General features: G+C 60.3%; 7 protein-coding genes, 1 tRNA gene and 1 pseudogene. 4 read left to right on the forward strand and 5 right to left on the reverse strand.

Features of this window, described 5'->3' with window-relative positions; genetic code table 11:
- The first annotated feature begins 1 nt into the window (after position 1).
- The gene (tssM, locus tag N4R57_20790; GenBank protein UYV37352.1) at positions 2-3,538 is read left to right on the forward strand and encodes a type VI secretion system membrane subunit TssM; all 3,537 of its coding nucleotides are present in this window, start codon (positions 2-4) and stop codon (positions 3,536-3,538) included.
- Between the two features lie 4 nt (positions 3,539-3,542).
- Entirely contained in the window at positions 3,543-4,034 is a 492-nt protein-coding gene (locus tag N4R57_20795; protein UYV37353.1) for a type VI secretion system-associated protein TagF, read from the forward strand.
- On the opposite strand, the gene vgrG is transcribed toward N4R57_20795, so the two are convergent.
- The 4 genes from vgrG to N4R57_20815 form a co-directional block, all read right to left on the reverse strand.
- Positions 4,021-6,321 carry a type VI secretion system tip protein VgrG gene (gene vgrG, locus N4R57_20800; GenBank protein ID UYV37354.1) on the reverse strand — a complete coding sequence of 767 codons (2,301 nt, stop codon included), beginning with the start codon at positions 6,319-6,321 and terminating at the stop codon, positions 4,021-4,023. The two genes, N4R57_20795 and vgrG, sit on opposite strands and share 14 nt — an antisense overlap.
- Positions 6,322-6,423: 102 nt before the next feature.
- On the reverse strand, positions 6,424-8,871 hold the full coding sequence (locus N4R57_20805) for a DotU family type IV/VI secretion system protein (protein UYV37355.1): 2,448 nt from the start codon (positions 8,869-8,871) through the stop codon (positions 6,424-6,426).
- 3 nt (positions 8,872-8,874) lie between these two features.
- On the reverse strand, positions 8,875-9,741 hold the full coding sequence (locus tag N4R57_20810) for a M15 family metallopeptidase (GenBank protein ID UYV37356.1): 867 nt from the start codon (positions 9,739-9,741) through the stop codon (positions 8,875-8,877).
- A complete protein-coding gene (locus N4R57_20815) occupies positions 9,741-10,496 on the reverse strand; it encodes a protein phosphatase 2C domain-containing protein (GenBank protein ID UYV37357.1) in 756 nt (251 codons plus the stop codon). The genes N4R57_20810 and N4R57_20815 overlap by 1 nt, the downstream gene beginning before the upstream one ends.
- 151 nt (positions 10,497-10,647) lie before the next feature.
- Between N4R57_20815 and N4R57_20820 the strand changes: the two genes are divergently transcribed.
- Positions 10,648-11,454 carry an OmpA family protein gene (locus N4R57_20820; protein ID UYV37358.1) on the forward strand — a complete coding sequence of 269 codons (807 nt, stop codon included), beginning with the start codon at positions 10,648-10,650 and terminating at the stop codon, positions 11,452-11,454.
- 69 nt (positions 11,455-11,523) lie between these two features.
- On the opposite strand, the pseudogene N4R57_20825 reads toward N4R57_20820, so the two are convergent.
- A pseudogene (locus N4R57_20825) lies at positions 11,524-12,506 on the reverse strand (complex I NDUFA9 subunit family protein).
- A gap of 147 nt (positions 12,507-12,653) precedes the next feature.
- Between N4R57_20825 and N4R57_20830 the strand changes: the two are divergent.
- Positions 12,654-12,740 (forward strand) — tRNA-Leu (locus N4R57_20830).
- Positions 12,741-12,970 lie beyond the last annotated feature (230 nt).

Raw genomic sequence — 12,970 nt, forward strand, 5'->3', positions numbered from 1 at the left:
CATGGGTGTGCTGAAGAAAATCCTTGGCTTCTTCCTCTCCCGCTTCTTCTGGACAGCGGTCGGAATCGCGATCCTCTGCGCGCTGATCTGGTTCTTTGGTGGATTGGTCAGCGTCGGCGACGTGGCCCCGCTCGGCTCGGACATGGCCAAGCTGATCGCGATTGGTGTGATCCTGATCCTCTGGCTGTTCCTGATGTTGCTGCGCCAACTCCGCGCCGCCCGCGCCAATCAGGCCTTCGTTGCCGAACTCGCCGCGCCCACAATGGAAGCTGAACGCGCCCCCGGCGAAGAGAACGTCGCCGAGATCAATACCAAATTTCAGGACGTGCTCACCCAGATGAAGCGCAGCAAACTCGGTGGTCGCCGCTTCCTGCGCGACATGCCGTGGTATGTTATCATCGGCCCGCCCGGCACGGGCAAAACCACCGCCTTGCGTCAATCCGGCCTGCACTTCCCGATTGACCTCTCGGACGATCTCAAAGGGGTCGGCGGCACCCGGAATTGCGACTGGTTCTTTACCGAAGATGCGGTTCTGATCGACACTGCCGGGCGCTATACCGAACAAGGAAGCGACCCTGAGGTCGATGCCGCCGAATGGCGCGGCTTTCTTAACCTCTTGACCAAACACCGCGGTCGCCGCGCACTCAATGGCGTGGTTCTGACCATCTCGGTGCAAGAACTTGCCGGTGACGAAGCTTCGATCCGTGAACACGGCCGCGACATCCGCAAACGTCTGAACGAGCTGTCCAATTCGCTCGAACTCAAACTCCCTGTCTATTTCATGATCACCAAGGCCGATCTCGTGCCGGGGTTCGAAAGCTTCTTTGGCGATATGTCCAGCCGCGAGCGGGAACAGGTCTGGGGCGCGACCCTCGGCACCGCTGACCGGGTCGATGGCGTCACGGTCGAGCGTGAGATGAAAGCGTTGCAATCCTCGCTCGAAGACCGCCTGATCGGGCGGCTCTCGGCGGATGCCCCGCTTGATCAACGCGCCGAAACCTTCCGCTTTCCGTCACAGCTTGACCAACTCACCGGCCCGCTCAAGGTGCTGGTCGATGCTGTCTTTGGCGAAAGCCGGTATGAGGAAACCCCGTGGCTGCGCGGCTTCTACTTCACCTCCGCCACCCAAGAAGGCTCACCCATTGACCGGATGATGGCGGGCATGTCGCATTCGCTGGGCCTGTCCGCCCCCGCCCCCGAACGCCGCGCCTATGGTGAAAAGCGAAGCTTCTTTTTGCGCGGTCTCTTGACCGATCTCATCTTCCCCGAAGCCGGCCTTGGCCGTTTCGATCCCCGTGCCGAAGAGCGCCGCCGCTGGCTTTGGCGCGGCACCATGGCTGGCGCGGCGCTGATCACGATTGTTGCGTGCACACTGTTCCTGTTTTCTTTCCTGCGCTACTCCGGTGGCCTTACGGATCAAGAACGGCAATTGACCAAGCTTTCCTCGCGCCTCTCCAACGTGGCCGCGCGGCAGGCGCCGACCGATCCGCTCGATCTCAACCTTGCGCTTGAGGCGGCGAATGAAACGCTGAACGCGCAAACGCTGATCGCGACAAGCCCGCTCACCCTCGCCGGACCAACGGCGGAAAAGGAACTCACCCAGACGCATAAAATCGCCTACGAACACACCCTGCGCAACATCCTTGAACCGCGCATGGTGGCCCTGCTCGAAGCGACGATGTGGCGGCATTCGCGCGACCCTGAATTCCTGCTCGGGGCTTTGAAATCCTATCAGATGATGACCGGCCAAGCGCCCTATGACACCGAATTCGTCGGCACATGGTGGCAGACAACCTTGCCCGAATTCGCCCCGATTGATCCGTTCCCGACCGATCAATCCGTCGATCACCAACTCGCCGCACTTGAACGCATCGCAGGTGAAACTGACAAGATTAAACCAGACGAACAACTCGTCTCGGTCGCGCTCGACTCGATCTGCACCATTCCGCTTTCGGTTCGCGCCTACCGCACCCTTCGCGCCCACCCCGACGTGGCCGGGATCGACGATTGGATACCGGCAGAATTCGCCGGCCCCAACGGCGCGCGCGTCCTGACGCGTGTATCCGAGAAAACCCTCCGCGTCGGTCTGCCCGGCGCCTTCACCTTCAAAGGCTTCCACGAAAAGGCCCTCCCCCTCGTGCCCGAAATCGCCGCCCAAGCCACGCTTGACCGCGCCGTTTTTGCAGGTGGCTGCGCCGAAAGCTCGGATACCTCTGCGGGCCTGCTCGAAAAGGACATCCTCAAACTCTACTATGATGATTTCATCGCCCAGTGGGACGGCTTCCTGCGCGATGTGCGCCTCGCCCCGATCACCGATCTGGCGCGCGCCCGGCAAAACCTCAAAGACCTCGCCTCTGCCGATAGCGCCCTGAAACGCCTGCTCGAAGCGGTGGTGACGGAAACCTACCTCACCCGGCCCCCGCCCGAAGGCGAAGGCGGCGGCGTGCCCAAAGGCGTCTCAAAGGTCGCCTCCAAACTGGGTAAACTCGGCAAGCTGGTTAAAAAGGGCACCAAGATCGCCAAGAAAACCGGCGGCTCTGGTGGCCCGGCGGAATTGCCCGGCAAACCTGTGGCCGATCACTTCATCGCCATTCGTGGCGCAGTCGAGGAGGTCGACGGCCAACCGCCCCTGCTCACCGATGCAGTCGCGGCGCTCACCGCTCTGTCGAACGAACTTCAAACCGTCGCAGCCAGCCCCGATCCGCAAGCCGCCCTTCTGGCGCGTGGCGGCCTGCCACAGCTCACCGGGGCGATTGCTGTTGTCGCGCAAACCCTGCCCGACCCGATTGATGACTGGCTCGCCGGGATTGCGGGTGACACGATTTCCGTCACCCGTGACGCGGTGATTGCCCAACTCAACGCCCGCTGGCGCGCCGATGTCATGCCCTTCTGCCTCTCTGCCACCCAAGGGCGCTATCCCTTCGATCAGCGCTCCAAGATCGACGTGAACACCCAGGACTTCTCGCGTCTCTTCGGGGCGGGCGGGCTGATTGACGGCTATATTAACGACCACCTGCTGAAATACATCGACACCACCACGCGGCCTTGGACGTGGCGCTCTGACTTTGGTCTCGATGCCAAACTGCTCGCGCCGTTCCAAAACGCCCGCTCTATGCGTGACGCGCTGTTCCCCGGCGGCGCGGGTCCGGTCATGGCCTTCTCGCTTGAGCCCAAGGATCTTTCGGCCAATGCCTCACGCGTGACCCTCAATGTCGATGGGCAGGTGCTGACCTATTTCAACTCCGTCACCCGCCCCATGCCGATGACATGGCCCGGCCCCGATGGCACCGGCGTCATCACGCTCAGCTTCGCGCCGGTCGACGGCACCGCCGAACGCTTTACCCGCGAAACCGGAAGCTGGGCCTTCCTGCGTCTGATCCGCGGCGGGCGCCTCGGCAAAACGGCCCTGCCTGAGGTCTTCAACCTCTCGCTCTCGGTCGGTGGTTTTTCCAGCAGGTTTGAACTGCGCGCAAACTCGGTCGAAAACCCCTTCGACCTCAAGATGTTCTCCGGCTTCACCTGCCCGCGCGGGTTCTGATCCGGTGGCGGGGTTTTTTGGCAAGCTTCCAACCCGGGGTGATTTCCTCGCACGCGGTTTGCTGGCCGGTCACCGATCTTGGCTTGACGCATGGCTCACCCGCTGGCTGGCTAGTGCTGCGAATATGCCCGACCTTTGGCCGCCCGGCGGCTTGCGGGGCGTGCTTGATGCACCTGACGAACCGCTTGTTGTGGTGATCGGTCCCAGCATCGATTTACCGGGGCGCGAGTTTCCTATTCTGGCCTGCACCCCGGCGCATGGCGCGACGCGCGAGACGGCTGATCAATGGGCCAACCTCGCCGCTGTTGCCTTGTCGCGCGCCGTGCGCGGCGAATACGACGCTGACACGCTCCTCGCTGCGTTGAATTCAATTCCCGACCCTGCGACTGGCGGCACACCGGCCCCTGCGCCGATCCTTTGGAGCGACAGGCAATCCGGCCCACCAGAGACCTTGATCCCGGCGCTCTTTGGCGAAAATCAGATCAGTTCTGATTGATCTTGCTGCCCTTCATCGTGATGTCTTTCGAGGCGTTCACGTTGATCTTCCCGCTGCCTTTGGTGGAAATATCCTTGCCTTCGATGTTGATCGTGCCGTCCTTTTTCATCGAAATGGCGGCCTTGCCGACCTTGATGACGATGCTGTCACCGGCCTCGATGATCAGATCCTTACCAACCGTAATCGACAGGTCTTCGCCAATCTCGATCCCGCTCGACTTGCCAATCTTTTCAGCCCGTTGACCACCCATCTCGATGGTCTGATCCTCGGCAATGGTAAGCTTTTGTCCTGACCCGATGTCAATCGTCTGATCCGCACCAATTTTCCACACATCGGTCGCGCCAATCTCATGCGACTGATCCGCGCCCACGCTCATAGAGCGCGTCGCGCCGATCGAGTTAGACTGTGACGCCCCCACCTGCCGCGTCTCCGCGCCGCCAACCGAATCCGCTCGCACGGCACCCACCGTCACGGTCTGCGCCACGGCCACGGTCTGCGTGTGGTTCAACCCGATGGTTTCGGTCGAGCTTGACCCGATGGTGATCGTTTCATTCGCCCCGACGGTCAGGCTCCGCTCCGCGCCAACCGTTTCGGTATCATTCGCCCCGATGCTCACATCGCGGTTTACACCCACTGTGGTGGATTTGTTGTTGTCCACCGTCTCGGTCCGGTCGTGATGCACGTTCTGGGTCGCGTCATTGCCGATGTCTTCCAAGAAATCATTGCCGATATGGCGGCTCTCGTTGTTCTTGACCAACTCGTTGTGGTCTTTCTCGGCTTGGAAATAGACTTCCTCCTCGCCTTTCTTGTCCTCGAACCGCATCTCGTTCCAGCCGCCCCCACCAAGCGAGGAATTCGACTTCCACCCTGATAGCGTCGCATTCGCGGGCAGGTCATAGGGCGGCATCTGTTCGGCGTTATAAACCCGGCCCGTGATGATCGGCATGTCGGGATCTCCCTCAAGGAAATCGACAATCACCTCCTGACCGATGCGCGGGATCTGAATGAACCCCCAACCGGACCCGGCCCAGACCGAGCTGACCCGGATAAAACAGGTCGAATTCTCGTCGCTCCCACCTTGGCGGTCCCAATGAAACTGAACCTTCACGCGGGCATATTCATCGGTGTGTATTTCTTCGCCGGACGGGCCAACCACCACAGCGGTCTGCGGACCCTTCATCACCGGCTTGGACGTGACTCGCGCGGGCCGGTACAGCGTATCCAGCGGAACCAACTCGTATTGCGCACGGAACCCCTGCTCCTGATCGTCGCTCGCCAATCCGGCGGTGTATTGCCCCTCCCAGATTTCATATTTGGCGCCGATGATCGCGAATTCGATGTTGTCCGCCTCACGCGGGCTGTCGATTAATTTGAAACTATGCCCCGAATGCGGAGGGATCGCGGTGCTGCTGGCGTGGATAACCTGGCTCATCGCCCGCTCTTCCTCGATCCGTACATCGGCCAAATCGGTGCCGCGCCCGTGCTCGATGTACTTCCCGGGATAGAAATAGCGTTCCTGCTCATCGCCGGTATGCCGCCCGCCCATATCCGAGGTTGCCATCAAATCGGCCGAGGGCTTCTCGAAATCGTAATCCGTGTGAACCCATTTCGCAGGCGATGCCGTGTCCGTGCGCTCCAGCCGCGTGATCATGTTCTGCTCGCCGGTGCGCTGCACGCTACCTTGCTCAAACCTGATCTCTTCGCAGGCCGGCGCGGCTGGAAGATCGCGAATCTTGTCACAGATCACCATCTCATGCTCGCCATCGCGGAATTCAAAGTAATAAAACATCCCCTCGTGCTCCAGCAGACGCTGCACGAACGCCAGATCGGATTCGCCATACTGGACACAATACTCGCGAGCTTCATAACTCCCAGTAAGCTCGATCCGGTAATTCGACACCCCGCCTTCGTCCAGCACCGCAGCAACGATATCAGGCACTGACATGCTCTGAAAAATCCGGTTGTCCATGGTTTTGGACAGAAACCAGAACGTCGGTCGCATCACGAGTTGATATTTGAACTTTCCGCCTTCGTCGTTGCCAAGAAACCGGAACTGATCCACCAACCCGTGAAAAAACCGCGGCTCTTCGTCCTCACTCTGGGTTCGCGCGATCTTGACGTTGATCTCCTCGCCCAAAAGCGCCTTCGAGGCAATCTCAGGGTCCTCCGACTGCAGGCTCAACTCAAAGCGAAAACACTGGCTGAAGCGGTCTTCCCCGATCAGCGATTCAAACTCTAACGCGTCGTCCAGAGGGGTGGTTACCTCGATAAAGCGTTCCAAAACCATTTTTCTGGCCTCCTCTTAAGGGGCAAATAAGGGGCAAAATCACTTCTGAAATATGTAATTCTTAAAGAGTATACTCGGATTCGTTTTAGTTTACCGCAAAAGCTACAGCGCCGCAGGGCAGGAAAACCCCCGTATGCGACCCTTTGAAGAGACCGGATTGTTGGGCCTCTCAAACCCCATCTCAAGGAAAATCCGCCCGGAGCTGGTGCGCAGGTCCAACAATACACGCTCTCCCTTGTCGCGCAGCCTAAGGCGCAAGCCATCCATCAGCCGCATCAACCCCCACATCCCCTGATGCAGAATTCGGGCACTGTCTGTCCCGTCTTTAAAGGCCACTTCCAATCCCTTTTGCGGCTCTGGTCCGGGCCATTGCAACACTGCCGGCTCGCCCCGCGCACGCACCGGCGCGCCCACGCCGCCAATGGCAAACACGGTCTCACCTCGCTCGGCCAATGCCGCAAGAGTAAGGGTCATCCCGACGCGCCCCTCGCTCCCGAACAGCGCATCCGACACGGCGAACGCGCGTTCAAAAAACACCGCGCTTTCCGGTTTTAACCCGGCAAACCGTGCCTCCGGCTTCCAACGCCATGGGCTTGTATCAGTCTCTAACAGAGGCAACGCAGTCGCTCTGGCGAAAACGATCAACTGCCCGTTTGCCGCCAAAAGCGACGCCACCGCATTCAAATCCGCATCCGCGCCATCACCAAACGGATAACGCCCCTCGATAATCTGGCGGCAGGCGGGATACACCAACTGCTGCCATTGCCGGGTCAACGGGTTAGAGCCGTCCTCGGTCTGGGAAGCCGCCGATTGCGCCAGCACATCCTCGGCGATCTGCACCACGATGCTCGGCGCGGCCTTCAGCGCCTGAATAGACTGCGCCGTATCCTGCCACGTCATCAAACGCTGACTGCCGCGTTCCGCATCAAGATCGATCGAGCCGAGCGCGACATTCAAAGTCGAAAACAGCCGCGAAATCTCGGCCATACGCCCTTGCTCGACATATTGGATCATCGCACCAAACGTGCGGGCAAGGCGCAGCTGCTGCTCATGACTACGACCGCGATCTGTTCCGCCGGATTCGATCCAAACCTTGCCCAAAAGCCGTGAAATCGGATTATCCGGAAGTGAAAGCTTGCCCGACACTTCAATCGCCGTTTGTCGCCGCGCAAAGGGCTTTACCCTAAGATCGGCCAGCAACGCGCGCCACCGCGCAATGGTGTTGTCATGCAAACGATCCAGCACCAGATCGGGCGAGGCATTGACAGGAGTAAGGGGCTGCCCCGTCACGCCTTGTGCGACATCGCGCGCCCGCTGCACAGCGAGGCCGATCCCGAACTCCCGCGCGTGGGTCCACCCGGTTTGTGTAAACAGCCCCGGCATCCCGGCGTTCACCGGCTTGCCGGTCCGCCGTACGACAACGTCGCTCAATCCCGGCACTTCGACCGCTGGGTTCCAGCGGGGCAGGGCGCGGGTGTCCTCGGCCCGCAATAGCTCAAGCCATGCAACGTCTGGCTCTTCGACCTCTGCCGCGAATCGCCTCGCTTGATCCATCAGCACCGGGTCGCGCGCCAAAAGCTCGGTGTCCGGCCCGTTCAGAGCATCGGCATGCGCCGCCAGCCCGCTCAGCCCCAAGTCGCCCTCGTGATCCTCCAGCCAGCCAACGACATAGGCCCGCTGCCAATCGTTATCGCCGCTCAGAACCGCCCAGGCCCTCAGCGCATCATAAAGCACGATACCGTCGCCTTCGGTCGCAATCGCCTGTTCAATTGCATCGCCCACCGCCCGCGGCACCCGCGCAGTCACCTCGCTGGCATAAAGCGCCTCGGCCTTGGCTTCCGCGTCAAAAAACGGCAGTCGCACGGCGCGTTTGAACGGCGCTTTCTGAACCGCGCGGCGCACCCGTGCCTTGGTCTCGGCCAATTGGGTCAATCGCGTGATCAACTCCGCGCCCTCGGGATCGCGGTCCAACCCGATCGCGACGATTTCAGTCTCTAACTCCGCCGAAAGCCGCGATTGAAAGCGATATTCGATAAAGCAGGCATACCCGCCAATCGCCAAAAGGAACAGCACCGCCGACACCGCAATCCACGCGCCCCAATTGCCGGATTTCTTGACCTGAGGCGCGCGGCGCAACCCGTCGATCCGCCCGATCACCTCGTCCAGAAACCGCTCAAGCGCGTCAAACTCGCGCCCTTGCCGCCGCGCGGTGTCGCGAAAGTCCTGCACCCGATCCAGCGAAATATCATGCCCATCAAACAACCGCCGCCCGGCATGAACCGACCAGGTTGAGAGCCGCAATCCCCGGATTTGCCGCGCCCGCCGGTCAAACAATAACGCCAGCGCATATCGAGCAGGCTTCAGCGTCGCGTCCGGCGCCCCGCCGCGTTTGGCGTTCAATTCGAACTGATCCAACAGCGCCGCGATCTCTTCGGCAAGCCGCTGTTCACCATCCTGCGCACGGCGCTCAATCGTCTCTAGTACAGCCCAAACCGGCGCTGCCGCGCGGGCATAAGGCGACGCGGTGCGGCTGTTATCGCGGCGGGCCATGGCTCAAAGCTTCCCTTCCGCCTTCCATTTGCGAAGCGTTTCGACACCCACTTCGAAATGCATCGAATCTTCGCGATTATACGTCGCGCCCCAAAACCAGCCCTCGTCGTTGAACAGCTCGGCCAGCAACAGCAAACCGAACTGGGTGCTGCCATCGGCAAACGGGTCCAGCTTGCCTTCGATCTTCACATCAATCGCCGTGCCCCATGAGTGGTTCGAAACCGAGCGGCTCGACCCGCGAATAAGCCGCGCACACAGCGCGCCCGCCGTGCCCAGCTTGGCCGCAAGGTCCGGCTCGTCCTGTTCCAGCTGTTTGAAAATCCGTTCAAGCGACTCTAACGCGGGCTTTACCATCGTCACCCGGATCGGTCCGATTTGGCGCGTTTCCAACAGCGCCTTGATCTTGGGGTTGGTCACAGGCTGGCAATTGGTGCCATAGCTTTTTCTCGGATGCCCCAAGACTTCCAGCATCACGCGATTGCCCGGTTGGGTCACACCCTTGTTGAACCGCGCTTTGGCCAGCAGCATCTTTTCCGTTGGCGCTTCAATCCCCGGCCCGTCCCCGCCAGCACCATCGCCTCCAACTGTGGGTGAATTGATCACGACATTCGGCGCCACCACCGGCTGCGACGCCCTAAGCGCCATATCTTCGCTCAGCCGCTCAATTTCGGCGCGCGCATCCTGAAGGTCGGCGCGCAACTGGTCCTGCTCGGATTGCAATCGCCCCATCGCCGCTTCGGTCCGCTCAAGCCGAAGCTCGGCGCTGCCATCGGCGGTTTCCAACAGCGCCCCGACCAACGCAAATGAAATCGCGGCAAAAATCAACCCGATCGCGATGATGATCGGCCCGATCAATGTGCCTTCCCGCATCAGCCCGCCCTCGCGAACACACCAATGACCGATACGTTGTCCGGCGCTCCGGCGTCCAATGCGGCGGTAATGAATTGGTGGCACATCGCCTCGGGGCGCGGGGCAACGGCCATTGTATCGGCAATTTCCTGATCCCCAAGGCACGCCGTCAGCCCATCACTGCACAGCAATATCCGGTCCCCCGGAACAAGCGGCACCGCGCGGGTATCAAGCTCGACCGAATTGCCAAACCCGACGGCACGGGTCACCACATGCGCCTCCGGGTGGTCATCGCGCCCGGTTTCCGACAGCAGCCCCTGATCCACCAGATCCTGAACCACCGTGTGATCATGGGTCAAAAGCCGCAACTGCCCGCTGCGCATAAGATAGGCGCGGCAATCCCCGGCCCATGCCAAATGCGCCACCGAATTCTGGATCATCATCGCCACCACCGTGGCTCCGATGTTGCCGGTGCATGCTTTGAGAGAATGCGCCCTGATGCGCCGGTTCGCCTCTTCGACCCGCCCCTGCAACGCCGGCCCGGCCAGCGCCTCATCCGGAACGGTCGACAGGCATTCGATCAAAATGTCCGACGCCACATCGCCATTGCCATAGCCGCCCATCCCGTCCGCCACCGCCCATAACGCGCCCGATGGATCGGTCAGAATGGAATCCTCATTGCGCTCCCTGACCACACCCGCATGGGTCATCCCGGCGCCGTAAAACTCGGGGGCGAGGGGCCTCATCGGCGGAATTCTGGTGGTCGGCGCAGTCATCTAAACCCCCGCAAAACGGAAACCGGCCTTGGGAACGGCTTGCAAATCGCACATGGAACACTATCTCAAAATAATAAGGCTGAATTGAATTCCATAGGATGATACCCTAGGTATTACCCCATACAAGACTCTATTTTTTATAGGTGCATAAATGCGAAATTCCGTAGTTCTCGCGCTGGCTGGCGCGCTGCACTTCATTGCCGCCCCTGCCATTGCCCAAGACGACATGAGTGTCGAAGACATCCGCAACGCCTTTGAGCGACAGCTTCAGGCGTTCACATCGGTCAAAACCCGCGGCCTCGGCGGCGGACAAGATCGCGGCCTGAAACTGATCACCGTTGATGACATCAAGACGGATGCGCGCGGCCAACAAGTGGTGGTGACGGCAACGTCGCCCACCGCGCCGACAACGCCCACTCCAACCGACACAAGCCCAACAGCCACGACAACAACAAGCGTGGCCAAGGTGCAGGTGCCGACCAAGCCCACTGCGCCTACGGCCGATACCGGCGCCACCGTGACCACCACAGTGCCTGTGTCACAGCCAAAACCAGTCTCTAACACACCGCAAGTGACCAAGGCTTCGACCTCCGATCCGGTGGTTTATGGGCAATTCAAGCCTGAGTTGCAGGTCAACCTGCACATCGAATTTGGCTTTGATTCCGCCGCACTGGACAGTTCGCAAACGCCCAAGCTCGAAAAAATGTGCATCGTGCTGCAAACCTCGCCGATCAACAAGATCCGCATCGTCGGCCATACCGACACCAAAGGCACCGATGAATATAACGAACGCCTTTCGATCCTGCGCGCCCGCGAGGTGGCCCGCCACCTGACCGAAGAATGCGGCATCTCGGCGGAACGGCTCGAAACTCTGGGCCTTGGCGAACGCTTCCCGGTCAATGCCAACAACCCGCAAGCGGATGAAAACCGCCGGGTTGAGTTTCAGGCTCTAAGCTGAGCTCACCAAGGCACGCGCCCCGGGCCTGACCCGGGGCCTCTCGCCCGCTCGGACAATCCGCTAGGGAAATTAGTGAACCTTGAGGTTCTTGGCCGAATCGCGGATCGCGTCGTATTGCCCGTTGGGCCGGAACCGCCAGAGATAGCTGTCGATCACGGCCTCCGCCGCAACGGGCGAAATGCCCAGATCGGCAAACCCTTTCGCAGCATCGCTGACCACATTGTCATTGCGAAGCTGTTTGACTTGATCGCGCGTCAGAACGCCGTTCTTGAACAGGCCCAGCGTCACCGCCTGCATCATGTCAAACCCGAACGCCATCAACCGCCCAATCCAAAACGGCAGGTTCACAACCAACTTGCGACGCTTCACAGACGCCAGCATGACATCAATCCACCCGCGCAGCGTCTTTACGTCCGGCCCGCCCAGCTCATAGACACCCTGCGCGCCGCCTTCGACGCCAATCACCATCGCCGCGGCTACATCTTCCACATACACCGGCTGAAACTTGGTCTCGCCTCCGAACAGCGGCAAAACCGGCCCCAACCGCGTCATCGCGGCAAAGCGGTTAAAGAACCCGTCTTCATTGCCAAAAATGACGCTGGGTCGAACGATCATCGCCGTTGGAAAGGCGTCAAGAATGGCGGCTTCTCCCGCACGCTTCGACGCGCCATATTCGCTTTGCTCGTCCCGGTCACATCCCAGCGCGGAAATATGCACAAGCGTCTCAACGCCCTGCGCTGCTGCCGTCTTTGCAACGCGCGCAGCGCCCTCGTGCTGAACCGCATCGAAATTGTTGCGCCCCGTGCGGTCGAATGTGCCAACGCAGTTCACCACCGCGTCTGCACCGCGCATGACGGCGGCCACACTGGCATCATCACGAATATTGCACAGAATCGGCTCGACCTGGCCGGGCACACCATATGGCTTTACGAATATCGCCTCATTGGGGCGGCGCACGGCAACCCGCACCCGCCAACCCTTCGCGGCCAGTTTCTGCGCAACATAGCGCCCTACAATCCTGATCCGCCATAAATGGTTACAAGCTTGCTCATGGCCGGCCTCCAGCTAATCCTGCGCGTTGCCCTTTCCTAGCCCTCTGTGGGCTTCTGGACAAGGTGCTATGTCATACTGCGTGATTTGGATGAATACCCCGTTGACACCGCCCACCCCCACGCGTAAATGCACGGCCTACGACACCTGCCCAGGTGGCGGAATTGGTAGACGCGCTAGCTTCAGGTGCTAGTATTGGCAACGATGTGGAGGTTCGAGTCCTCTCCTGGGCACCATTCAAACAAACTTTGTGATTGTTTCTCAATATCTTGCTTTACAACGCGCAGAATGGGCCCCCTTTGTGGCCCCCATTTACGTGCTGCCATCACTTACCTTATTCAACACCTACTAGAGGTATGACTCGCAACCCAACATGACGTGTGCGACCAGATCTATGGTGAAAAGGGAGTTCCTTTGGGTAGCTGACGGATCAAGTGTGTAACACGTTTCCAGTCGTAAGCGTTGC

It is taken from the genome of Rhodobacteraceae bacterium D3-12, from assembly GCA_025916135.1.
Taxonomy (GTDB): Bacteria; Pseudomonadota; Alphaproteobacteria; order Rhodobacterales; family Rhodobacteraceae; genus JAKGBX01.

Coding starts and splice junctions, on each gene's coding strand:
- N4R57_20805 (UYV37355.1), bottom strand. CDS start 8,871: ATGGCCCGCCGCGATAACAGCCGCACCGCGTCGCCTTATGCCCGCGCG.
- vgrG (UYV37354.1), bottom strand. CDS start 6,321: ATGGTTTTGGAACGCTTTATCGAGGTAACCACCCCTCTGGACGACGCG.
- N4R57_20820 (UYV37358.1), top strand. CDS start 10,648: ATGCGAAATTCCGTAGTTCTCGCGCTGGCTGGCGCGCTGCACTTCATT.
- N4R57_20815 (UYV37357.1), bottom strand. CDS start 10,496: ATGACTGCGCCGACCACCAGAATTCCGCCGATGAGGCCCCTCGCCCCC.
- N4R57_20810 (UYV37356.1), bottom strand. CDS start 9,741: ATGCGGGAAGGCACATTGATCGGGCCGATCATCATCGCGATCGGGTTG.
- tssM (UYV37352.1), top strand. CDS start 2: ATGGGTGTGCTGAAGAAAATCCTTGGCTTCTTCCTCTCCCGCTTCTTC.